Genomic DNA, 23,891 nt, shown 5'->3' on the forward strand with positions numbered 1-23,891 from the left:
ATTTCCCGCCATTCGTCTCACTCACCTTGTGAGTATATTGATCAATCAGTTCTTTTTAGTCAGTACTGCCTGAGCAACCGGTTGGTATGTTCGTTTTCCGCCTATATCAATAGCGATGCAGATCACAGAAGTACACCTGTATGTCAGGGAACAGCGTAAACTTCGGCAGTGATTTGCCGCCTTAGCCCCAGGCAAGAGGCCAATAATTGCCATGCAATTAAGGTTTGCAGTGCCATGTTCTGGCGAGATAACGTGTGATCATTAAGATCGGAGTCACCCGCGGCTATGCCAAGCCCAACAGCCGCCACTCCCGAGATAAGAGACGGGCGGTGGCGACCCAAGGCCGGTGACAACTGAACTGGCTGCTTTATATGAACATTACCTTGACCGTCCGGTTGCTTAATTACCCGTTAGGCCTATTGCTCCGTCATCGCCTCTACCAACGGAAACAGCACTGATACCAGCAATCCACCCTGCTCAGAATGACGCAGCTGCAACTGTGCAGCATGCGTCTGCGCCACTTGACTGACAATTGACAGCCCCAATCCACTGCCTTTTTCATCGCGGTTTACCCGGTAAAAACGCTCGGTAACATGCTGCATAGCGGCGTCAGGAATCCCGACTCCATCATCTTCTACGCTCAGGCAGGCCGATCCCATTACCTCATTGAGCCGCACACGGATAGTTCCATGATAGCCTGCATCCGGACCACCGGCATGCAAACTGGCATTATCAATCAGGTTTGTCAGCAGCCATTGCACCATGATCGGATCGCAACGCACCGGAAATTCACGTTCATCGGCAATAAATTCCAGTTCCTGTCCACGTTTGAGAATACGGTTAAGCAGACGCGCACAGGCTTCATGACAGACCGGCTGCAGATCCTGAACACTTAGCGCGGCATGATCGACCAGATCACTTTTGGTCTTGGCATATTTAAGCAATTGCTGCGTAGTACGCGCCGCATAATCTGTGGTTTTTCGAATTGACTGCAGATTCTGCTTCAATAGCGGATCATTACACTGTTTTTCCGATATTTCTGCCAATACCCTGATTTCAGATATCGGCGTACGCAACTGGTGTGAGACATCCGCATTGAACTGCTGGATATGCTGCATGTTCTGTTTGATCTTGACCATCAGGTGATTGATGCTGTCCACCAACATACTCACCTCAGCAGGTACCTGCTCATCCACTGGAGACAGGTCGTGTGCGGAGCGACTTCGTAACGCCGACTCAATACGTTTCAGTGGCGTCAGACCCTGATGTATAGCAAACAGTGCAATGGCTAACACGCTGAGCCCCAACGCCACATTGATCACCAACAGATTTGACAGGAAATCCTGTAATAGATTTTCACGTCCTTCACGCGACTCAGCCACAATCACTTCGACCAGTTCCCCGGCTGAGGCGCCCCGAACCGGGATGAATAAACGTAGCGCACGCAACTCAGTGCCGGCAAAGACAGTGTCATAAAACCCCTCTCCCGGAAATGCGATACCAGGCCCCTGCAAGCCTTTAAACCCAGCTAACAGACGTCCCTGAGCATCCTTTACACGGTAAAATAACTTACCCTGTCCCCCGGTGCCCAACGAGTTTACGGAAAAATAGTGCATATTGATCCGCACATCACCCTCGGCAAAAAATAAACGCTCCTCAAAACGTTCCGCACCCAGGTGCAGCATGGCATCAAAGCTGTCATCAATCCGCTGCGTCAGAACATATTGACTGACATACAGTGAGAGTGGAATCATTAGAATCAACGGCACGATAAACCACAGAATCAGATTGGCACGAACAGACTGAATCATAGCCTCAATCCAGATTATCCATCAGGTACCCCAAACCACGTACAGTGCGAATGGCTGCGGCTTCGCCGAGCTTCTTGCGGATACGGGATACATAAGTTTCGATGGCACTGGCACTGACATCCTGTTCAAATGAGGCGATACTGTCAGCTACCTGATCCTTACTCAGCAAGCGTCCGCGATTAAGGAGCAAATACTCCAGCACGGCCAGCTCGCGGCGATGCAATATAACTTCAGTTCCTTTCAGAGTCAGGGTACGCGACGCCAGGCACAATTCCAGATCGCCATTTTTCAGACGATTGTCGGAAAAGGAACGGCTACGACGGATTACTGCCCGTACACGCGCCACCACCTCTTCCAGTGAGAAGGGCTTGCACAGATAGTCATCCGCGCCTTCTTCCAGACCACTAATACGTTGATCCAGCCGATCACGAGCCGTGATGATGATCACCGGTATCGGATTATTGTGACGACGCAAATAACGCAAGATTTCAATACCATCCATGCCGGGCAAACCCAAATCCAGCATTAACAGGTCATATTGACCGCTTTTCAGCCATGCAATCGCCTGACTACCATCCATCAACAGATCAACGGAATAACCAGCCTCTTCAATAACGCTTCTAAGCCCCTGGGCCAAAATGGCATTGTCTTCCAGGATAAGTATCTTCATACCACAACTGCCTGTACTAAATGCTGACGGAAAAATACCGATGATAGCATCAAACAGGCGACTGTCAGTATCTGGCAACCCTCGGCAAATCAAATCAGGCATGCTTGAATTTCTGACATCCCTCAGATAACACACCTGCAAGTAGGTGTAACGCCTGGCTGGCATCTGCTGAATTAGCAGCCGTTCGGTTCAGGCCATCTATATCCTGATTCAGTTGCTGCATGGCCGAGGATAGATGTTGTGTGACATTTATCTGCTCCTGACTGGCAGTCGCAATACTGTTGTTCAACGTCACAATTTCACTGACTGAATTGCTTATCTGACCAAATAACTGATCGGCTTCACGCACCTGATTTACGCTATGACTGGCCTGATTATAGGCTGTTTTCATCACCCCTGAAGCTTGTTCTGCACGCAGCTGAAGTGTTTCAATGATGCCATTAATCGATTCGGTTGCCCGCTGGGTATTGAACGACAAGGTTCTCACTTCATCGGCTACAACAGAGAAACCGCGGCCCGCCTCGCCGGCACGCGCTGCCTCAATCGCCGCATTCAGTGCCAGCAGATTAGTCTGCTCGGAAATACCCCGGATCACAGCCAGTACCTGGGCAATCTCTCTGGATCCATCATGCAACTCCTGAATCACCGTCTGGGTATGGCTCAAATGCTGCTCCAGATGTTCAACTGTTGCCATACTCTGGGTGGATATTTCTCTCCCCTGAACAGTCACCCTCTGGGCGGCCTCAGCCAAGGTCACCGCATTGACGGTATTCTGATTCACCTGTTCAATCGCTGTTGACATCTGCTCCACCGCTGAAGCCAGCGAAACAGCCTGCTGACTCTGGCTTTCCACGCCTTGTGTGACCTGCTGACTGATATCCAGTGTCCGATCAGCCTGTACACGCAACTGTTCAGTGTTATCGCTGATCTCATGCACCAGTCCTTTGAAATGAAATAGCATTTTATTTAAGGCACGAGCGGCGGCAGCCACCTCATCTTTCCCCTGCTCGTTTGCAACCCGTGATAAATCAGAATCAGATTCAATGTCCACTAACAGATCCCTGAGGCGACTCACTGGTCCTAAAATAGAGCGCTGAACCTGCAGCCCGAGTGCAAACAGCAGAATACAGATAACCCCTCCACCCAACAGATACGTCCAAACAAGTTGCTCGGTCAGCCGTTGTGCGGTTACACGAACACTGTCGGCTGTCTCAATTTGTTGTTGGACAAACCGATCCACCATCTGGCTGAAAGGCTCAATAGTCTGAGAGACCTCAGCGCTGATCGTCGACTCATTAAGAATGCGGATGGCCAGGGCATCACTGCCAACCGGCTCTACCCAAGCACGATACTGTGCAGTCACTTTTATAAAGCCGGCATCCAGCGTATCCAGAATCTCATTTTCATCCTGATCCAATTGCTCAGGCCGCAATTGCTGAAAAACAGACCAATGCTGCTCTGCTGTTTTAAGTAACTCATCAATAGCCGTCTGAGTGTTGGCCATACTGTCCCACCCAGTTCGATATTGTGACAGCTGAGCCATCCCTTCAGTCTGTACCAGGCGCTGTACACGTAATACATCCGAGAGCACCGCCAGATGTTCATCATACAGCGTCAGAAATAACCGGTCTTTTTCGACTGAGCTGAAATGGCTAGCGAGCAGGACCAGAATCAATGCAGCCTGCGGCACCAACACCAGAAGAAGTAATTTTTTTGCAATCGTGAGTCTGGACAGCATGCTCAAAGTCTCTTGAATGAAAGAGCCCTTTGTACGCGACATTTATGACAGAAATATGGCAGATATCAGCAGATGAGCAACTGATACCTGCCGATCTTCTCAGGGCATTACTTCCAACTCACACCGTAATGCCTCTGCCGTCGGGCGTAACTGAGGCAGGCCCTGGCGTATACGTCGCTGAGCCAGCAAATAAAGCAAGGGCGAGGCGATGAAAATCGACGAAGCCGTGCCCACTACCACCCCAAACAACATCGGCAAAGCGAAGCTGGACACCGCACTGCCACCGGCAATCCCCATCGGTAGCAATGCCAACAGCGTCGTTACCGAGGTGAATACAGTCCGTGTCAGCGTCGAACCTATGCTTTCATTCAACAATTGCAGCATCGGCTTGTCCGGTGTGAGCCGCAGATTCTCACGGATGCGATCAAACACCACCACCTTGTCATTCACGGAATAGCCAATAAGCGCCAGTAACGCCGCTACCGCCGTCAGATTGAACTCAACGCCGGTCAGCACAAAAAAACCGATGGTTTTGGTCAGATCCAAGGCAATGGTGAGCGTAGCGGCCAAGGCAAAATGGGATTCAAACCGCCACCAGAGGTAGCCCAGCATTCCCCCGCCTGCAATCAGAATTGCCAGTAGCGTCATATCACTGAAATCACCACTGACCCTTGGCCCCACCAGTTCGGTGCGCGGAAAATCGGCCTCTGGTTGTGCGGCTAACACCGCCTGCTTGAGTTGCTCTACCTGGGCCGTGGCGACGGCTTGCTGTTGTTCTGCCAAGGGTAAACGTACCAGATACTGCCCGGCTTCACCGGACTCCTGAATACTGGCTTGCACCAGCCCCTGTTCAGCCAATTGATGGCGCAGTGATTCAGTGCTCATCCCTTCCGCACGTACATCAACCAGCGTGCCTCCGGTAAAGTCGATGCCGTAGTGCATCCCAGGCTGAACGAACAGTGCCACCGATGCCAGGGACAGCGCCAGAGACAAGGCCAGTCCAAGCCGACGCGCGCGCATCAAATCGGGAACCGTTTGGCTCAGGCGATCCAGCCACTGGACACCGGCTATTTTAAGCGGCTGACGTGCTTTGCCACGAATGCGCCATTCCATCAGTAAGCGAGTCAGGGTGATTGAGGTAAACAACGAGGTCAGCAGACCTATACCTATAGTGACGGCAAACCCCTTCACCGGCCCGCTACCAAAGAAAAACAGCAGACTGATAGCAATCAACGTGGTTAGATTGGAGTCAAGAATGGTACTCCAGGCACGTGAGAAGCCTTCCTTCAACGCCATGGCCGCCGAATAGCCCTTGCGTGCCTCCTCTCGAATACGCTCGTTGATGAGGATATTGGCATCCACCGCCATACCCAGCGTCAGAATAATCCCGGCAATACCAGGTAAGGTCAGTGTTGCACGCAACAAACTCAGCACGCCGAGTATCAGGCCCAGGTTCACTATCAAGGCGACACAAGCAATCGCGCCCCAACTGCCATAGACGGCCAGCATAAAAGCCAGCACCAAGGCGGCACCGATCATGCCAGTTGTAACCCCCATCGAGATGGCATCGCTGCCCAGATCCGGTCCCACACTGCGTTCTTCAATGACCTGTAAAGGCACAGGCAAAGCACCCGCTCTCAATAACAGTGCCAAATCACCCGCCTCACGTGGGGTAAAAGAGCCGCTAATCTCACCAGAACCGCCACTGATCACGCCTTGAATAACCGGTGCGGTGATCACTGTATCATCCAGTACAATCGCCAAGGCACGACCCATGTTTGCCCGCGTCATGTCGGCAAAAAGCCGAGCCCCTTCAGTATCCAGGGTAAAATGCACCACGGCGGCCCCAGTCTCAGGATCAAAGCCCAAGCGTGCATCACGGATATGCTGGCCTTCCAGTGCCACAGCTGTCTCGATTCTATAGCGTTGTTCACCGGTGGCATCCCAGTGGATCGCCGTTAAGACTGAAGCATCAGCCGCATCCGCCAACCAATGAAAGGTCATTTTTGCGGTGGTTCCGAGCAATGCGCGCACCTCGGCAGGATCTGCTACACCCGGCATTTGCACCAAAATACTCTCGCGCCCCTGACGAGTGATACTGGGTTCAACCAGCCCGGTTTCATCCAGACGCCGACGCACCACTTCCAGACTGCGCTCGATCGCCTCAGACATCAGGTGATTTTGCCAGTCCTGGGTGATTTGCAGACTCAGTTGGTGGCCATCCTGTAGCAGTTCGACCCGCCGTATGCCGGTTGCAGCATCTCTAAACAGCGGTTGCAATTGCTGTTTAGCCTCCAGCAACTGCGCTTCCTTATTAAACACCAAGCGCAGATCTTCCGGTGCCCCAACCCAGCGAAAGGTAATTCCTGACTGCTGCAGCACATCAGCGACTTCATCAGCCAGCCCCTGGTGTGCCTGCAGTTGCATCGCCTGCCCATCGGCCTGTAGCAGCAAGTGCGAGCCTCCCTGCAGGTCCAGGCCCAATGACAGGGTGCTATGGATGTACCAGCTTGGCAAGTGACTTGCCACTGTAGAAGGTAATAGATTTGGTATGGCACTCAACAGCATGCATAGGATCAGCAAGCCACAGAGTGCAGCTCGCCGGTAAAAATTATTCATAGGTTACCCCAATAGAAACAGAATAAGCGTTACTGCCTGAATCAGACAGTGCATATGCAGCGCTTATTGTTGTGGCGGGGCTCTCAGAAGGGGTCGATAGAACTGCCGCGCAGACACGCCAACGGCGGTAACACGCGTGGACTCAACAGTGCGCTGGCCACACAGCCAAAGTAGCAGACCAACAAAAAGGGCAAACAACTGGCCAGGATCGGCTGAGACCTGCTGCTGATCCTCATCCGACGGTTCAACGCTAAAGTTACGAGATTGTTGTGACTGCAGCAGCACAGCCCAAGGCTGCGCCTCGGCGGTAAAGCCGGTTTTCGAATCACCCAAAGTGGGCGTGGGCAAGGCGGTGAAAATCAACCACAACAGCACCAACAGCAACATCCGGATCACGCCGGGTTGAAGCACTGGAGCTACAGGTGATGTGGTTTGATTTGGCATGGAAAAAACCTGTGGAATAGACGCTGGATTATCAGGTTTGTGCGGGTTGGAGTCAATTGTCCACCCGCCCCAAACTTCAGGAAAGACAAAGCTGTTTTTGTATAACCGTGTTTTGGTTAGAATCATAAATCTGAAACTGATTCTTACCTGACTCTTTCGCCGCGTACATTATCTGATCGGCTTGATGCAATAACTGCTCAGGTGCAACTGTTTCCACTTGAGGATATAAGGTTGCTCCCATACTGGCGGAGACATGAAAATATTCAGTTTTGTACTGATGCTCCAGCATAGCCGCCTTAAGTAAGCGGCTGAGCGCAATTTCACAGGCCTGGGTATCGGCCAGATCGGTCAATACGGCGACAAACTCATCACCACCGATACGCGCCAAGGTATCGCCCTCTCGTAAAGTCTGCTTCATCTGCTCCGCCAGGAAGCAGAGCAAACTGTCTCCTGCCGCATGGCCAAAATCATCATTAATACGCTTAAAACCATCCAGGTCGATAAACACCACTGCAATCAAGCGTTCGCGCCGCAGCGTCAGATGCATGGCCTGCTGAAGGCGATCATGCAGCAATGAACGGTTTGGCAAGCCGGTCAGCGGATCAAAGTGCGCCAGCTTTTGTAACCGAAGCTCCTGCTGTTTCTGCCGACTGATATCACTGAACAAAGAAACATAGTGCAGCACGTCTCCAGAGTCATCTTGTACCGCGGTGATTGTTATGTGCTCGACATACACTTCACCATCTTTACGCCGATTCCATAGTTCACCACTCCAATGCCCATTGGTATTGATAGACCACCACATAGATTCATAAAACTCGGCATCATGATGACCTGAATGTAACAATCTGGGATTTTTACCCAGTACATCTGCACGGTCATATCCAGTGATCACACAAAATGCATCATTCACTTCCAGAATCTCGCCCATCGGACAGCAAATGATGATCCCTTCATGCGCATGGGTAAACACTGTTGCCAATTGACTAAGTTTGATATTTTGCTGATGCAATTGTTCTAAATGCTGTTTACGCTCGGTTATGTTTTCCAACACGCCTACAAAATGGCTGACTGAATTGGTTTCATCGAGTACGGCAGATATTCGGGTCGCCACCGGCATTAATTCGCCTTTTGCCGTGCGGTTAATCAACTCACCTTCCCAATCGCTACCTTGTTGTAACGCCTGGCGAAGACTATCCATGGTAGACCGATCTGTCCAAGTGCTTCCCAGAAAGCGTGGATTTTTCCCCAACATGTCACTTGCCGAGTAGCCGAACAGCCGCTCAACGGCAGGATTAGCATACACAACCCGCTGGGTGTTATCAGTCAAAATCACCGCCGCACTGGACTGATCAACGGCCTTGGATAGCAGTGCCATTTGTTGCTGAATGGATACACGATGCATCACTTCGCGAACCAATACCGCCATGCTCACCAGCATCAACATCACCAAAGCACAGAGTACAAGGAGCATCGCCTGATTATTCTGCCACCAGCTCCTGACAAAATCGCGCTGTGACTGGGTAACAGAAATAATCAAAGGATAACGTGATGAAAGGCTCCAGGCATGCAGCGCATCCGGAGTGAAATACAGCTGTTGATGCCGTCCAGATTGCAGAAAAGTGCCGACCGGCGGTAACTCTGCTGCGTTAGGCAGCATGGAAACAAGCCGCTCGCCATCATAACTGAGTAAGCTGATTTCCTGCTGCAGGGTATTTTCCACCTCTTCTGTCAGAAAGAAATCGGTAAAATATTCAGGGTTCAATGCAACCAGAATCCAATAGGATTCACCCGTCAAGGACTGAAAGCCTGAACGAAGTCCGGTTACCATAACAGGGTGGGGGGATATGGCTTCCTGCTGATCAAACAAGGATAAAAAATGCTGATCAACCCTGCTGATGATCCTGAGTCTCGAAATTCGAGATCCGTCTGCGGTATTAGGGTCCAAGCCGATACGGCCCAAATCTATCTCTCGACCTTCACTTCTGCCGGTACTGTCAACGAGCACCCCGGTGCCTTGGGTTATAATGATCTGACGAATATGTGGCGCAAAATGAATCATTTCATCAACGCGCTGACGCAGCCCTTCGATGGGTGCAACCGATACGCCACCCTCAGCCTGTTGAGAAAACAGCGTATCCAGCGATATCATTGCAGACTCGACAGAGTCCAGTGTCCGGGTAACGCTACGTTCCAATAACTGACTCTGGAAAATGATACGTTGCTGCGTCTGCTCCACTGAATGTTTAAAGCTGCTCCAAAGACTAAGGAACACAGCGGCAAAAAGCGCACACAAGAGGGTTAGAAACAATAGAGCCAAGCGTCGATGCTTTATGATGCGCCCAGGCATTGTCAGATAAGATATATTCAAACGCTAGCTTCTCTTACTACTTCGGAAACCGTTAAGATTATTTAACACACCCATATTACTTGGCTTGTATATAATTGAAAAAGATTTTTTTGAGCTTAATGACGGAGCTATTTATAATTTCCAGTGTCAGTCAGGCTCAGCAAGCCTGCATAACTACCTACCCGCTAATATCCTGGTAATTCAGCCAGGAACCTATAATGATGTAGACATATAGCAGTTCTGCCAGAAAACACTAAGCTTCCCTTCTGATCAAACGCAACTGTTGAATAAATTGCTTATCGGCTGTCTTGAATCCGGTAAAACGGAACTGCAAGCGGTCTATCTGCCCTTGCTGATAAAGCCAGACCAGAGAGCGTGCCTCGTCGAGCAGTTGCCGGTAACGGCTCTGGACATCATGCCAACGGGTATCGCTAACACCAGCCTGAGGCAGGCACATCTGCGGTATTATGCCATCAACCACTTCGCAGCCATCCAGTGATGGCGGACAATCGATCTGGCCATCGAAATACTGCTGCAGTGCCACCATCCAGCTACGTTGCTCAATTTCCGCCAACAGCAAGGGTATCCTGTCTACTGACAAGGCAGTGCAGCTTTTCCATGCCTGCGGGGGCTGCCATGTAGCCACCCAATCAGGTAACACTTCGGCAGGCATGGGCTTAGCGATGGCGTAGCCTTGTGCCGCCGTAAACCCTAACTCCAACAGCAGTTCACCATGCAAAATATTTTCGACCCCTTCAGCGATCACCTGTCGATTCAGGCTTTTGGCGAGCCCCAGAATGCTATTAATTATCATAAAGTGTTCGGGATCATGCGGTAGGGTGCGAATAAAGCTTTGATCTATTTTGATCGTCCGTGCCGGAATATTTTTCAGAAAAGTCAGTGAAGAATAACCCGTACCAAAGTCATCCAGTGAGCAGGTAAACCCATAGCTTTGCAGTTCTAAAATCAAACCGGAGACATAAGATATATCGTCAATGGCACCGGTTTCAAGGATCTCCAGTTCCAGTTGGTTCGCACTGACACGGGGATAGCGCTTAAGCAACTCAACCAGATACTCTTTGAATGACGGATCATGTAATTGCACCACCCCAATATTGACACTGACAACAAAATCTTTGGGCAATCCCACTTCAATCCATTGATCCAGCTGTCGAAATGCCGATTCCAGTACCCAGTTGCCTATCGCCACAGATAGGTGATGCTGCTCAATAACAGGGATAAAATAGCCCGGCAGCAACAAGCCTTTTTGTGGATGTTGCCAACGGATCAGTGCTTCGGCTCCACTGACATGACCGGTGTGCATATTCACTTTGGGTTGATAGTAGAGCACGAATTGTTGTTGTAATAATCCCTGCCGGATAGCTTCAATCTTTTCCAGTTTTCTGCGGGTCATGGAATCATTATCCGGATCAAACACTGCATAGCGGTTTTTACCGGCTTGTTTGGCCTGATAAAGTGCCTGGGAAGCCTGACGGATCAATCCATCGGCATCCACTTTATGCGCCTGCGGGTAAAAAGCGATACCGATACTGGCGGAACACTCCAGCGAATAACCATTAATCAGCATGGGTTCGGCGAGGTGCATTAACAAACGTTTTACCGGTGACGCGATATCGCCCTCCTGACTGAAACCGGTAAGTATCAACACAAACTCATCACCACCGATACGCGCCAGACTTTGATGTTCTCTGACCGAATCGCGTACACGTTGACTGATCGCTACAATCAGACGATCGCCTGTTTCAACACCATATTGATCATTGATTTCGGCAAAGTTATCAATATCCAGGTAAATTACGGCCATCAGGCGTCTATCATCTTCCGATGTCAGCATGGTGGTTTTCAGCAGCTGTAAAAACAGGTTGCGGTTAGGCAAGCCAGTAAGCACATCGTGTAGCTCGACATATTCGAGCTCTTGCTGATGATTTTTTTGTTGGGTAATATCGATGTTAATCCCTACAACTTTCGTTGCCACGCCAGCCTCATCTCGCTGCATTACGCGTCCCAGAGATCGGACCCATATCCATTCATCAGACTGGGTTTGCATGCGATATTCAACTTCGCATAACTCATCGCTGCTGCGAATATGCTCATCAATCAGCGTCAATACACGTGAAACATCATCTGGATGCACAGCATTTTGCCAGAACTGTATCCTGGTCAAACCCGTATCGTCCAAACTTAAGCCCAGCATTTCTCTCCAGCGTGCATCACCAATAAACACATCTGTTGTAAGATCCCATTCCCAGGTTCCCCCTCGAACAGATTCCAGTGCGGTTTGCAGGCGCTTACGCTGTTCCTGCAATTCCATTTCATAGCGCTTGCGTTCGGTCACATCATACCCGGTCGCTACATAATGGCTGGGTGAACCATCCGCACCATCGTGACGTTGAATAAACAGATGCAAGGCGTAGCGCTCTCCATTGGGGCGCTGATTCCAGATATCGCCTTCCCAGAGGCCATTCCGCTGTAACACCTGCCACATCCGGCTAAAGAATTCCTGCGTATGTAGACCTGAAGCAAGCATACTAGGGGGTTGCCCCAGCACAGCGTCTTCCGTGTAACCGGTAAGCTCAGTAAACGCATGATTAACAGCAGTAATACGATTTCTTGCATCACTTATGAATAGCGCCTCATGTCCCAGCCTGATAATCTGGCTGATCAGTTCACGTTCAGTGATATCTTCCCGCGTACCAATGAGCCGTTGAGGTTTTGCGGCATTATCACGTTGAATGACTTTACCGCGTAGCTCCATCCAACGCAGCGCACCAGTGGGAAGCACGATACGGTAGGTAACCTTTACCTCATCATGGTTGGGCTGCCATAAATCTGACAGGGCCGTGCGTAGTTGCAGCAGATCCTCCTCGTGAATATCACCTCGCTCAGCTTCTGCCTGCTGCAATAGCGATTGAGTTAACTGATCTGGCAACAAGGCGTTTGCATCCTGTTCAGCCCACTCCCAAAAACCTTCATGGGAGCCTTGCAACAGAAATTTCCATCGTTGCTCACTGAGATCTAACGCTGCTTCCGCTTTCTGCCGGGCATGCTTTTCCTGCATTAACTGCATCGCCTGGGAAGATAACTTCTCATACATAGACAACACGGTTTTGATCAGTATCGCCGTGGCACCCCTCATCTCATCATCGGCGCGCTGGCGTGCATCAACTACACTTAACCCATCAGCTATTGCATGAACCGCTTTAGCCATACGCTTGTCACTGTCCAGAATGTGATAAGCCAGCCATTGTGTTAGGAACGAAAACAGCTCTTCAAGCAACAAATGAAATGGAAGGTCACTGGTGCGTAATAACTGAATTTCTGCAAAAAAATGCTGATGACTAACAACATGACCCGAAAACCAGTCATCTCCGTCTAACGAGGACTTCCAGATCATTTCTTCGGTTCGGAAATGGTAGTCAGCATAGTCGGACAGTTCTTTGAGAATCTGTTCGATAGCCTGTTTGGAAACGCCCTGCACATACTGCTGACCTAATTTATTCAGCAAGGCCACCAGATTACGATGCTGGTCATCAATAATCGCAATACCCGTCTCAAGTTGCGGATTCCAGGGAAATATTTCAAACGCCGTATTCGCATCATCTGGAGTCGAGGTCATAGCTAAAGCAGCCTTATTACGGATGTTGTACTTCTTTAGGAACACTATAGTCCAGCGGACTATAACCTTATATTTATCAAGGTGTAAATGCAGTCAATATCGATATTATTTATACAGAATTTCCTCCCCCGTAGATCATAGCCAAAATTTAATCAGATTATTGAGCAATTCTACTGGAGACTTGCACCTCATTAGATGATAATGATTATTATTAAATGAAATGAGGGGCACCCATGAATACCCAAATTCTGACATCCACCCGCTCCGGTAGCTCCCGGCTTCCATTGAAAAAGCTACTTGGCACTTTGATTCTGATTGCGGGCTTCGCTTTGTTGATCTACCAGCTGATTGTACTGTTGCAGGCTCGGGACTTGGTTCGCTATGCATTTTATGCCGGTATGCTAGCAGCCGCCTCTACGGCAGCGGGTGCCTGCCTGGCCGTATTCGCCAACCGCATCTCTGAGCGTTTTATCGACAGTTTGATGGGTTTTGGTGCCGGTGTAATGCTCGCCGCCAGCATTTTCTCACTGATTTTGCCTTCAATGGAAATGATGGAAGGCCAAAGTAGTACTAGTCTCCTGGCCTCTGGTCAGGTTGCCCTGGCCGTGTTAGTCGGTGCCGCCATGATGCTGTTAATCGAAAAAATAGTTCCTCATGAGCACTTTATCAAGGGCGCAGACGGCATTTCTAACACACGTTTGCGCCAGAGCTGGTTATTTGTGCTAGCCATTGCTCTACACAACTTTCCGGAAGGGCTGGCAATTGGTGCCGCCTACGCAGCCAATGACGGCCATGGATTAGCGGCCGGAATTGCGATTCAGGATATGCCGGAAGGTTTTGTGGTTGCCATGGCACTGATCGCCGTGGGCTACACTCGCCTGTTCTCAATCACTATCGGTGTACTGACAGGTCTTGCAGAACCTGTCATGGCGGTCATGGGCGCCACTCTGCTAGAGTTCAGCACACACCTCCTGCCCTGGGGTCTGGCAGGTGCAGCGGGAGCTATGCTGTTTGTCATCAGCCACGAGATCATTCCTGAGTCACACCGTAAAGGCCACGAGTTTTTTGCCACCAACGGGCTCATCCTGGGGTTTGTACTGATGATGCTACTCGACACATCACTCTAAGAAGACGTGACCCTCTCGCTTATTTGCAGTAAATTAAGGCCCTGCCTGATACAGGGCCTTTTGTTTTATAGGGAGCCATACCCATCGTGAAGCCAGTCCAGCCTTTTCATCATGCCCCTGCCACACAGCGCAACAGGGACCCTATTCTTAAGGTATTGCAGACTTACCTGCCCAATCCGGCGAGGGTACTGGAAATTGCCTCAGGCACTGGGGAGCACGCGGTGTACCTATCCGCTAAACTGCCACAAGTAACCCACTGGCAACCCACCGATATTGATCCGACAGCTATCAGTAGTATTGAAGCCTGGCGGCAGCGCGATCACCATCCGAAGCTGCTACCGGCATGCCACCTGGATGTAATAGCACCTATAGAGATGACACCGGGTGATTACAACACTCTTTTGGCAATCAATATGATCCATATTGCGCCCTGGAAAGCCACTGAGGGCCTTATGCAACTGGCCAACAAGCTGTTGCGTAACGCAGGGATACTCTATTTATACGGTCCCTTCTGGCAGGACGATGTCAGCCCTGTCGACAGCAACCTGGCCTTTGATGTATCACTGCGTCAGCGTAATCCGCTCTGGGGAATCCGTAATCTGAACGAAGTCACTCACTTGGCTGAGGTGAATGGGCTGACACGAGAAACCGTTGTCCCCATGCCAGCTAATAATTTATCGGTGGTGTTTCGGAAGGACTAAGTGAGTATGACAGCGATGCTGCATTACCCACTTAGCTAGAGCAGGGCCGCGTTTACTCGATGATAAACTTGCCTTTCATCAACGCAAAATGACCTGGGAAGGAGCAGAAAAAGCTCAAGTCTTTGTCTTTTAAATCAGCGACTGAAAACTCTACTGAAGTGCTTTCTCCGCCACCAACTAACTCAGTCGCTGCCAGTACACGCTCATCATCAGACGGTACATAGTTGTTAGCAGGTCCGGCTGCCATGGCATCTTTTGCTAGTGCACTCAATTGATCGGTTTCAACCAGCACCCAGTTATGTCCCATAGTGGTTTTCGGTAGGCTGCCTGTGTGATTGAGCGTCAATGTAACGGTTTCACAGTCCGACGGAACCGTCAGCTCAGCTTTGGAATAACGCATCTGATCAGTACTGTCGATACTCAGTTCACAACTGGACGCCTGAGCCAACACAGGCAAGAACAGCATTACTAACGCTAACATCAAGACTCTCATTGTATCGTCTCCTGAATAGAGTGGGCTCATTCATATTAATAGTAATGATAATACGTTTTATTTACATGAGAATCAAATTTCATTAGTCGTCACCTTGTGAAAGTTTCATGGAGCTCACTCAGGGGTTTTCACTTTGAACAACAGTGCATAGAGCGCTGGTACAAACAGCAAGGTAATCAGCGTACCCACAGCGACACCGCCAATCAGCACATAGGCCAAGGGTCCCCAGAACAGATCCAGGGCCAGCGGAATAAAAGCCAGCACCGCCGCCAGAGCGGTTAGTACCACCGGACGGGAACGCTGCACCGCCGCCTCAACCACAGCGGCGCCCGCCTGCATACCGGAATCGAAGTTATCCTGCACCTGTTGCGCCAGTATCATGGTGTTGCGCATTAAAATACCACTTAAACCGATCAACCCCAGCAGCGCGGTAAAACCAAACGGCTGGTTAAACAACAGCAGTGCTGCCACCGCTCCTACCAACCCGAGTGGAGCCGTCGCAATCACCACAAACGTGCCGGTAAATGAGCGCATCTGCAGCATGATGAAAATCAGCATAAGCGCCAGCATAAGCGGTTGCAGCTTCTGGATGGAGCTATCCGCTTTGCCAGACTGTTCAACCGATCCACCTATATCGATACGATAGCCCGGTGGTAATTCAGCAAGCAGCGACTGCATGTCAGCCCAGATCGCATGGGTCACGTCAGGTGGCTGGGCTCCTTGTACATCGGCATGTACAGCCAGAAAGGGTTCACGGTTATAGCGTTTTATCACCGGATCTTCATAGCGGATACTCAACTCGCCCAACTGACTGAGCGCCACCTTGCGCCCATCCGCTGTCTTAAGCTCTAGCGCCTCGGGTAACAGCCCCCCTTCGCGTGCACTGCGCGCGATCACCTGTACGCTGCGAACATCCTGACGCACATCGGTGACATTAAAACCATTGAGTTGAAACGCCAGTTGCTGCGCAACCTCGGTCGGCGTCAGTCCCATTAACCGCAGACGGTCAGGGTCCATATCCAGATAGTAGGCGGGTGTACGCTCATCCCATTCCAGGTGCGGCATCACGGTATTGGGATGCGCCGCCATCAGATTACGCACCTCGTGAGCGATGGAACGCAAGACTTCAGTATCCGGGCCCAGCACGCGAAAGCTGACAGGCCAGATAACCGGCGGTCCAAATAGCAAACGGGTAACGCGTACCCGTGCTTCAGGAAACTCACCTGCCTCCAGGTGACGATTCATCTCCGCCATAATACGATCACGAGCACCGGCATCATGGCCTATGGCAATGATCTTGGCAAAGGCCGGATCAGGCTGTTCAGGGTTAGCCGAAATAAAGAATCGAGGCGCACCCGCACCGATATAGGATGACAGGCTTTTCACTTCGGGCAGCGTTTCCAATATGGCTTCGAGGCGTTTTACCGTGGCTTCTGTCGTGCCGATTGCACTGCCCTGCGGCAGGTAAATATCGATCAATACCTCTGGACGGTCTGAACCTGGAAAAAACTGCTTTTGTACCAGCGTTGCCATACCCACACCGCTGAGTATCAACAACATCAGTGTCGACAGCACGACCGTTTTACGATAACGCACACAGGTGTTTACCACGCCTCGCAGATACTGGTAAAAACGTGTTTGATAGATATCTCCAGCCTGATGCTGAGTATAGGATGGCAGCAGCTTCACTCCCAGATAAGGCGTAAAAGTCACAGCCACCAGCCAGGAAACCAGCAGTGCAAAGGCCAGCACCCAAAAGATATTGCCGGCATATTCACCCACACCTGACTGGGCAAAGCCGATCGGGACAAAACCCGCTACCGTCACCAGCGTACCAAACAGCATAGGGGCGGCCGTCACACTCCAGGCATGACTGGCCGCGCGCACCCGCTCCCAGCCCTCTTCCATTTTAACGATCATCATTTCAATGGCGATGATGGCATCATCCACCAGTAACCCCAGGGCGATAATCAAGGCACCCAGAGTGATACGATCCAGATTGATCCCGGTAATTTTCATCAACAGGAAGGTCAGGCCGATGGTAACGGGGATGGCAATACCTACCACCAGACCCGCACGAAAGCCAATCGCCAGTATGCTGACAGCCATAACGACCAGTACTGCCACCAGGAACTTGATCTGAAACAGATCAACGGCCTGACTGATCGCTTCGGTCTGATTGGTCAGCATATGTAAAGACATACCCAGGGGTAACGCGGCCTGTTCAGCATCAATAAAGGCCGTCAGACGTTCACCAAACTCCAGGCCGTTCTGACCGGCCTGCATCACCACGCCCAGCAATATGGCCGCTTCACCATCCGCTCTGATCATATAGGAGGGAGGGTCTTCGTAACCTCGCCGTATATCCGCCAGATCAGACAGCTTTAGCAGATGGTCACCCACACGTATCGGCAAAGCAGCCAGTTGATCGAGGTCCGCCAGATCAGCATCCACACGCAGGTAGGCGCGTGGCCCGTCCAGGTCAACAAAGCCAGCCGGCATCATACGATTACTGGCTTCAATCGCGGCAAAAATCTGCTCTGCTGACAACCCCAGGTTATTCAGGCGGTTCATATCAAAGTCGATAAACACCCGCTCACTGCGCTCGCCCAGTAACAGCGCTTTTTGCAGGCCAGGCACACGCTGTAAACGATCACGGACAGATTCCGCTTCACGGGTGAGGCTGTGCATCGGCATACCCGGTGCCGTCAGTGAAATCAGCGAGAAATACACATCTGAAAAATCATCATTAACGATCGGACCTATGACCCCCGCAGGCAGACTTCCGGCTTCATCCAGCATGCGCTTACGTACCTGATAAAACAGATCAGGCACCTTTTCACTGGGTGAAAAGTCCTCGAACTCTATCTGTAAATCGGCCCGACCCGGACGTATCGTGGTTTCAATTTTATACAGGTACTCCACTTCCTGAATGCGTTTCTCCAGACGGTCAACAACCTGATCCTGTAACTCGGTCGGTGTGGCACCGGGCCAGATAGCCGACACCACCATCACCCGTACAGTGAAGGATGGGTCTTCGGCACGCCCCAAAGATGAAAACGCATAGACACCGGCAAAGACAGACAGGAGAAGAAAAAACAGGGTTACCGAGCGTTCACGCACTGCCAGGGCTGACAAATTGGGAAAATTCATCGCGCCTGCTCCCTGACCTGCATGCCCGGCGTTAATAAATGCGTGCCCAGCGCAACAATGCGACTACCCTGCGTCAGGGAAGCGCGAATACGGGCATATTCCTGGCTCAGCTCCAGCACCTCCACAGGCACAGGCTGCACCTGCCCCTCAACTACTTGCCAGACCTGAGCGCCTTGACTGCGTTCATCCAGTGCGCCCAGGGGCACACTAAAGGTTGTCTCCTGCAGTGGCTGGTCAAGCCTGACCTGTACCACACTGCCCAGACTTAAGGCATCAGAGCGCGACTCAATACGATAACGTGCCCGCCAACTGCGACTGTCAGGATCAGCCGAAGCTGCCACCTCCCGCAAAGTAATCGCTAATGATTCACCATCAATCAACAGGCTACCAGACGCTGGAGCATCCTCACCTTCAGGCAGATATACCTCCGCTTCAAGTGAGCTATCGTCAATCAGAGTAGCCAGAGCCTGCCCCATGATGACCACCTGTCCTGGCTCAGCTGTCACGGCATTCAGTATGCCCGCTTTTTCAGCACGCAGTTCAGCATAATCCACAGCATTACGTGCCTGCTCCAACACAGCATTAGCCGCCTGATGACGACTGATGGCTTCACGCAGTGTCAGCTCATAACGCTCCAGGGTTTGGCGGCTGACAAACTGGCCGTCTACCAGTGTTTGTTGACGATTCAACTCGCTGCGTGCAATTGCCAATGCCGCTTCAGTCGTTTTCATGTCAGCTTCAGCCACTCGCACCGAGGCTAACAAATCACGCGGGTCCAACTGGAACAGCAACTGCCCCGCTTCGACCCGCTGACCCGCATCAACATAGCGCTCCAGAATACGGCCCGAAACCTGAAAGGCAACGGGTGTTTCATAGCGCCCTTTTACTGTGCCGGATAGCTTCAGAAAAGCAGAAGAGGCATCACTCACTACCAGAGTTCGAACCCAGGGAGCCGCAGACTGTGGTGCATTGGATGCGCCATTATCTGGACTACAGCCCAGCATTAGCAACACAATAGCCATAAAAAATAAGGGTCTATGCATGGTAATCGACTCAAGAATACACTATGATTAATGAACGCCATCGTACACTAATTGAAATGGATAAAAAAGTGCCTTGTAAGTCACGATCAGGACGACCTGTCGATCCCAACAAAGAAGTTGCTATTCTGGATGCCGCCACAGAACTTCTGTTCACCCAGGGCCCAGCTAAATTCTCGATAGAAGCGGTGGCACGCAATGCAGGCGTTTCAAAAGTAACGGTCTATAACCGCTTTAACGAAAAAAACACACTGATCGAAGCCATCATTCATCGCCAGTGCAATACATTACTTCAATACCTGGTTATCGAACCTGAGCAGGACCAAACACCTCAGCAAGCACTGTATGACTTTGCACTAAATCTGGCACATTTCGTACTCAGCCATGAACACCTCAATTTTCTGCGTTTGCTGGGCAGCCTGCACGAAGTAGATCGGGATCTACTGCACAGCATGTACAACAACAGTGTTCAAAACGCCTTAGACACCTTGAGCGGCTGGTTAAAAATACAACAAGAGGCAGGACGTATAGAGTGTACTGATACTGAGCATGCCGCCGAGTTGTTTTTGAGCATGCTTGCAGGACTGGACATAGTGCGTGCCTTGCATCAACTTCCACCCAGACAACCTGGTGAGGAAATCAACAGGCATGTTGACGCTGTTGTGAAGCAGTGCTGGAGGCTGTGGCAGAGATAAAATAACAGCTGACACTCAAGCAAGATGAGCTGGGCAAGGTGATTGGTGTGCATAGAACCGCGATAACACGCTTAAAGCAAAACCTGGACCTGAGTCCCGACAGTAAACAAGGTGAACTGGCCCTACTGTTGATCAGAGCCGCCCGGGCACTATTTGCACTCACCGGGGGTGACCAGGTCTGGATCAAACATTTCATGCGCTCACAGAACAAGCTTACTGGCGGTGTTCCTGCTATACAGGTACAAACTGTTCAGGGAATTATGCGTGTGGTGACCTGTCTGAATCCGCCTTCTACCGCTTCGTGTTTCTCCGCTCAATGGAAGGAACGGCACCAGCAGTAAAATTGAATACCGAGCATACGGTGTTCACAGTGGGTTATAAGACCGATAAAGGTATCCAGCTTCAACAGCCACCCTTGAGTGCATTCACGGCAGCATTGCGTCACCGCACTGAGTATTCTCGGACTCAAGCATTAGGTACCGACATGAGAGAAGCTGGGGTAGAAGCCTTTGAATATCTATCGGCCCGCTCAGCTCGTGATGAACTGTGCGCAGCCCTCTTTACACCCGCCGCATTCACTGACCAGGCGCCGCAATCCAGAGACAACTGGTTTTGTGAACTAACCCAGGAACAGGTAACCTTTAAAGCGATGGGTTCCCAACAGACTTTCAACTTTTATCTGGAGGAGTTCTCTGTTAACGGGCTGTTTCCTATGCCAGCCCCATCCGCACCACGGAACCCGGTATGATTAAGTCTGTGTCATTTACACATCCATACCAATTAACGAATCGATACCTTCATCTCTGATGGTCGCCTTAACTTCATCCAGTGCGGCTTCCTCTGTATCGAACTCATCTTCCCAGACTGTCGAAACACCCGATTCATCAATCACTTCAAGAATCCAGCCTCCCGTGTCGCCACGGTAAATATCGACCTGAACAGTTTTACCCTCAGCCGTCAGCTCCTGGCTTAAAGCACTCATTTCAACTTCAAAATCATCTTCCATCTACAACCTCCAACGTGGGATTTTCAATTCATTAGGCTTTTACCATAAGGTATGTGCCTGCACCAACCATAAAACCGCCAGCGGTCTTTTTAACAACGCCTGGTGCTCTGCCCTTAGTCCAGGACAGAATCCTGCTGGCGAAATAAGCATAACCCAGTTTAACACCGCCGACTGCAACGACAGTCAACACAATAATCGTTGCAATGTCTGACGTAGCGATAGTCGTCAGATCGACAAATGCAGGAAACAAGCTTGCATAGAAAAAAATGGCTTTTATATCACCGAGAGTAATGATTAGACCAGAGAAAAAGCTGGCTGATAGTGTTGAAGCTGAGCGGCCAGTGGAGACCTGTACTCTAGTATTGGACCTCAGCAGGCTGATACCCAGCCAGATTAAATACGCACTCGCCATATACCTCAAGATCAGGAAAAAACTACCCATTGTTTCAGCTAATGCTGCCATGCCCAAAATGGCCAAAAATACAAAAATAAGGTCACCAACCAGAATGCCGAATGCCACAGCAGCACCGTTCAAGAATCCGGCTGTCGAAGATCGAGCCACCACCAGGGCTACACTGCTGCTGGGCACAAGTGCCAATACCAGCATCACGACAAACAGCACAAGCATATCAATATAATTCATGCCAGCTACTCCTGATATCCCCATATCCTCTGCCCAGGTCCGCAGGAACGGCTTAAAGGGTCGGTTATATATTCTTTATCTCGATAAACCACTTGGGGTGCATCTGATTGAAATCTGTTCGAACATTGGTTGGCAGATAACTGGCCGAATCCAGTACTAAAGACTGGCCGTCTACACGCTTAAACACAACCCAGTGCCAGAAATTTTTACCATTTTCCTGATGGTGCTTTATGGACAGTAACGCTAAATCCGGCAATGCATCCCAAGATACAAACGGAACCTCGTCAGCAGAGACCTCGACCCCGGCATGAGACAATAGCGTCCTGACATACTGAGTATCCGACCACAGCGATTTATCGTCAGCATAGATACCCATAGCATTGGCTATGCTCTTCATTTCTGAGTAGCTTTTGCCCAGTATGTTAGCCACAGATGCAATGCCGCATCCTGTTGCTTCTTGCTGTATGACCGGTTTCAGCACCGTTTACTCCTTAGTGTTTAGCACTTCGGCAACCAGCGTGTTGATAAAGCAAAGCTCAGTTGTGCGATTGCACATCAGCTGCGACGCTTTGTTGTGCGCTCAAACGCTTAGTTTTTTGATAAACAAACTCAGGATCAAGGTCTACCCCCTGAGCTCTACTCTATGGTGTCGAAAGACACACGAACCTGATTGAATGAATTGTGCTCTGTAAGTCGTTTGAAGACCCCAAAATCCAAGTAGGGCTTCATGTCTAAGATACCCTGCTCACCGTTGGCAAACTCTACTGATAGTAGATAATTCTCAAGCGGCGTGACGCTTCTAACAGATGGATGCATGATTAAACCTCTATTGTAGCGGCTGAATTCTGAAAGGATCTTCACCATTCATTACCAGACTCCAATCAGCTATAAGCTCTTCAGCAAGGGCTGCCACAACATAAAGCGGCATATAGGCAGTCCTAGTGACTGGCATCATTAGGGTTTCCTGATTTGCTTTTTTTAAAAGCCTTGCTCACTACACCCCAAGCTAAAAAACCTAATAGAACCACTGGAATGGCGGCATATATAGATGAAAAATAAAACCAAGAAACCAAAGCTGCCAATAGAATCACAGCCGCAATGATTTGCCCTACAAACTCTTGCACAAAATAAGTTGTGCCGCTATACAGACATCTTAAAATTTTGTTCACTTGCACACCCCTTTCAGATTAACGTTCACTGGGCGGGAGCAGAAAAACAAATAGACTACCTCCACTGCCTCACATTTACCACTTGCCTGCTTCGTGCCCCTTGAGAGATACTGTATGTATAAACAGTATTTTAATGAGGTGTGCATGAGCGCTGTGGTACTGATCGGTTGTTTCGCAGACACGGATCTGCTTAAGGCATCAGCATTGCGTATTCCGTTATATCTGGAACGTGTGTCAGCAGGCTTCCCGTCGCCGGCGCAGGATTACGTGGAGCAAACCCTGGATCTGAATCAGTTGTGTATCAGTCATCCAGCGGCGACGTTTTTTGTGCGGGTACAGGGGGATTCGATGCGTGATGCCGGGATCGCCCCCAATGATGTGCTGGTGGTGGATCGCTCACTGGAGGCCAGACATGGCGATATTATCATCGCCAGTATCAATGGTGAAATGACAGTGAAGGAGCTGAACACCACGCCACATCCCTGCCTGATGCCACGCAATCCGGCCTATCCGGTGATGTTGATTACGGAGGCGTCTGATTTTGAGATCTTTGGCGTGGTTACCAATATCGTCCGACAGATGCGGCGTTGAGTCC

Annotated in this window: 21 protein-coding genes; 6 read left to right on the plus strand and 15 right to left on the minus strand. The window is 50.4% G+C overall.

What is annotated here, in order from left to right; all coding sequences use genetic code 11:
- Positions 1 to 416: 416 nt before the first annotated feature.
- The 7 genes from F5I99_RS13115 to F5I99_RS13145 form a co-directional block, all read right to left on the minus strand.
- Positions 417 to 1,811 carry a sensor histidine kinase gene (locus F5I99_RS13115; protein WP_151056708.1) on the minus strand — a complete coding sequence of 465 codons (1,395 nt, stop codon included), beginning with the start codon at positions 1,809 to 1,811 and terminating at the stop codon, positions 417 to 419.
- A 4-nt stretch (positions 1,812 to 1,815) separates the two neighbouring features.
- On the minus strand, positions 1,816 to 2,583 hold the full coding sequence (locus F5I99_RS13120; protein WP_325062992.1) for a response regulator transcription factor: 768 nt from the start codon (positions 2,581 to 2,583) through the stop codon (positions 1,816 to 1,818).
- Positions 2,576 to 4,219: a methyl-accepting chemotaxis protein gene (locus F5I99_RS13125; RefSeq protein WP_191905851.1), complete on the minus strand. Its 1,644-nt coding sequence runs from the start codon at positions 4,217 to 4,219 to the stop codon at positions 2,576 to 2,578. The genes F5I99_RS13120 and F5I99_RS13125 overlap by 8 nt, the downstream gene beginning before the upstream one ends.
- Positions 4,220 to 4,318: 99 nt before the next feature.
- Complete coding sequence (secD, locus tag F5I99_RS13130) at positions 4,319 to 6,838, minus strand: protein translocase subunit SecD (protein WP_151056712.1); 2,520 nt, start codon at positions 6,836 to 6,838, stop codon at positions 4,319 to 4,321.
- Positions 6,839 to 6,901: 63 nt separating this feature from the next.
- The gene (locus F5I99_RS13135) at positions 6,902 to 7,282 is read right to left on the minus strand and encodes a hypothetical protein (RefSeq protein ID WP_151056714.1); all 381 of its coding nucleotides are present in this window, start codon (positions 7,280 to 7,282) and stop codon (positions 6,902 to 6,904) included.
- 76 nt (positions 7,283 to 7,358) lie between these two features.
- Positions 7,359 to 9,653: a diguanylate cyclase domain-containing protein gene (locus F5I99_RS13140; RefSeq protein WP_151056716.1), complete on the minus strand. Its 2,295-nt coding sequence runs from the start codon at positions 9,651 to 9,653 to the stop codon at positions 7,359 to 7,361.
- Between the two features lie 232 nt (positions 9,654 to 9,885).
- Entirely contained in the window at positions 9,886 to 13,269 is a 3,384-nt protein-coding gene (locus F5I99_RS13145; RefSeq protein ID WP_151056718.1) for an EAL domain-containing protein, read from the minus strand.
- 233 nt (positions 13,270 to 13,502) lie between these two features.
- Here F5I99_RS13145 and F5I99_RS13150 point away from each other — a divergent pair, with 233 nt between their 5' ends.
- Positions 13,503 to 14,396, plus strand: coding sequence for a ZIP family metal transporter (locus F5I99_RS13150; protein WP_151056720.1), 894 nt, complete (start codon positions 13,503 to 13,505; stop codon positions 14,394 to 14,396).
- An 86-nt stretch (positions 14,397 to 14,482) separates the two neighbouring features.
- Positions 14,483 to 15,097 carry a DUF938 domain-containing protein gene (locus tag F5I99_RS13155; RefSeq protein WP_151056722.1) on the plus strand — a complete coding sequence of 205 codons (615 nt, stop codon included), beginning with the start codon at positions 14,483 to 14,485 and terminating at the stop codon, positions 15,095 to 15,097.
- Positions 15,098 to 15,149: 52 nt separating this feature from the next.
- Here F5I99_RS13155 and azu read toward each other — a convergent pair whose 3' ends face one another.
- The 3 genes from azu to F5I99_RS13170 all read right to left on the minus strand — a co-directional run bounded on the left by azu (position 15,150) and on the right by F5I99_RS13170 (position 19,786).
- Complete coding sequence (azu, locus tag F5I99_RS13160) at positions 15,150 to 15,578, minus strand: azurin (protein ID WP_225307410.1); 429 nt, start codon at positions 15,576 to 15,578, stop codon at positions 15,150 to 15,152.
- Between the two features lie 126 nt (positions 15,579 to 15,704).
- Positions 15,705 to 18,743 (minus strand): efflux RND transporter permease subunit, encoded by a 3,039-nt coding sequence (locus F5I99_RS13165; protein WP_151056724.1) that lies wholly within the window; start codon positions 18,741 to 18,743, stop codon positions 15,705 to 15,707.
- Positions 18,740 to 19,786 (minus strand): efflux RND transporter periplasmic adaptor subunit, encoded by a 1,047-nt coding sequence (locus F5I99_RS13170; protein WP_151056726.1) that lies wholly within the window; start codon positions 19,784 to 19,786, stop codon positions 18,740 to 18,742. Before F5I99_RS13170 ends, F5I99_RS13165 begins: the two co-directional genes overlap by 4 nt.
- Before the next feature lie 23 nt (positions 19,787 to 19,809).
- Between F5I99_RS13170 and F5I99_RS13175 the strand changes: the two genes are divergently transcribed.
- The 3 genes from F5I99_RS13175 to F5I99_RS13185 are packed head-to-tail and all read left to right on the plus strand — an operon-like array spanning position 19,810 to position 21,226.
- On the plus strand, positions 19,810 to 20,478 hold the full coding sequence (locus F5I99_RS13175; RefSeq protein ID WP_151056728.1) for a TetR/AcrR family transcriptional regulator: 669 nt from the start codon (positions 19,810 to 19,812) through the stop codon (positions 20,476 to 20,478).
- An 8-nt stretch (positions 20,479 to 20,486) separates the two neighbouring features.
- Positions 20,487 to 20,819, plus strand: coding sequence for an antitoxin Xre-like helix-turn-helix domain-containing protein (locus tag F5I99_RS13180; protein WP_325063023.1), 333 nt, complete (start codon positions 20,487 to 20,489; stop codon positions 20,817 to 20,819).
- The gene (locus tag F5I99_RS13185; protein WP_233282105.1) at positions 20,795 to 21,226 is read left to right on the plus strand and encodes an RES domain-containing protein; all 432 of its coding nucleotides are present in this window, start codon (positions 20,795 to 20,797) and stop codon (positions 21,224 to 21,226) included. The genes F5I99_RS13180 and F5I99_RS13185 overlap by 25 nt, the downstream gene beginning before the upstream one ends.
- A 15-nt stretch (positions 21,227 to 21,241) precedes the next feature.
- Here the strand turns inward: F5I99_RS13185 and F5I99_RS13190 are convergent, their stop codons facing one another.
- The 5 genes from F5I99_RS13190 to F5I99_RS13210 form a co-directional block, all read right to left on the minus strand.
- A complete protein-coding gene (locus F5I99_RS13190) occupies positions 21,242 to 21,484 on the minus strand; it encodes a hypothetical protein (protein WP_013785947.1) in 243 nt (80 codons plus the stop codon).
- A 31-nt stretch (positions 21,485 to 21,515) separates the two neighbouring features.
- The gene (locus F5I99_RS13195; protein ID WP_151056730.1) at positions 21,516 to 22,127 is read right to left on the minus strand and encodes a LysE family translocator; all 612 of its coding nucleotides are present in this window, start codon (positions 22,125 to 22,127) and stop codon (positions 21,516 to 21,518) included.
- 64 nt (positions 22,128 to 22,191) lie between these two features.
- Positions 22,192 to 22,608 carry a hypothetical protein gene (locus F5I99_RS13200; RefSeq protein WP_151056732.1) on the minus strand — a complete coding sequence of 139 codons (417 nt, stop codon included), beginning with the start codon at positions 22,606 to 22,608 and terminating at the stop codon, positions 22,192 to 22,194.
- Positions 22,609 to 22,763: 155 nt separating this feature from the next.
- Positions 22,764 to 22,991 carry a DUF2442 domain-containing protein gene (locus F5I99_RS19980; RefSeq protein ID WP_407670303.1) on the minus strand — a complete coding sequence of 76 codons (228 nt, stop codon included), beginning with the start codon at positions 22,989 to 22,991 and terminating at the stop codon, positions 22,764 to 22,766.
- 74 nt (positions 22,992 to 23,065) lie between these two features.
- Entirely contained in the window at positions 23,066 to 23,296 is a 231-nt protein-coding gene (locus tag F5I99_RS13210) for a hypothetical protein (RefSeq protein ID WP_151056734.1), read from the minus strand.
- A 144-nt stretch (positions 23,297 to 23,440) separates the two neighbouring features.
- On the opposite strand from F5I99_RS13210, the gene umuD reads away from it, so the two are divergent.
- The gene (umuD, locus tag F5I99_RS13215) at positions 23,441 to 23,887 is read left to right on the plus strand and encodes a translesion error-prone DNA polymerase V autoproteolytic subunit (RefSeq protein ID WP_151056736.1); all 447 of its coding nucleotides are present in this window, start codon (positions 23,441 to 23,443) and stop codon (positions 23,885 to 23,887) included.
- The last annotated feature ends 4 nt before the right edge of the window (positions 23,888 to 23,891 follow it).

The organism is Nitrincola iocasae, assembly GCF_008727795.1.
GTDB lineage: Bacteria > Pseudomonadota > Gammaproteobacteria > Pseudomonadales > Balneatricaceae > Nitrincola > Nitrincola iocasae.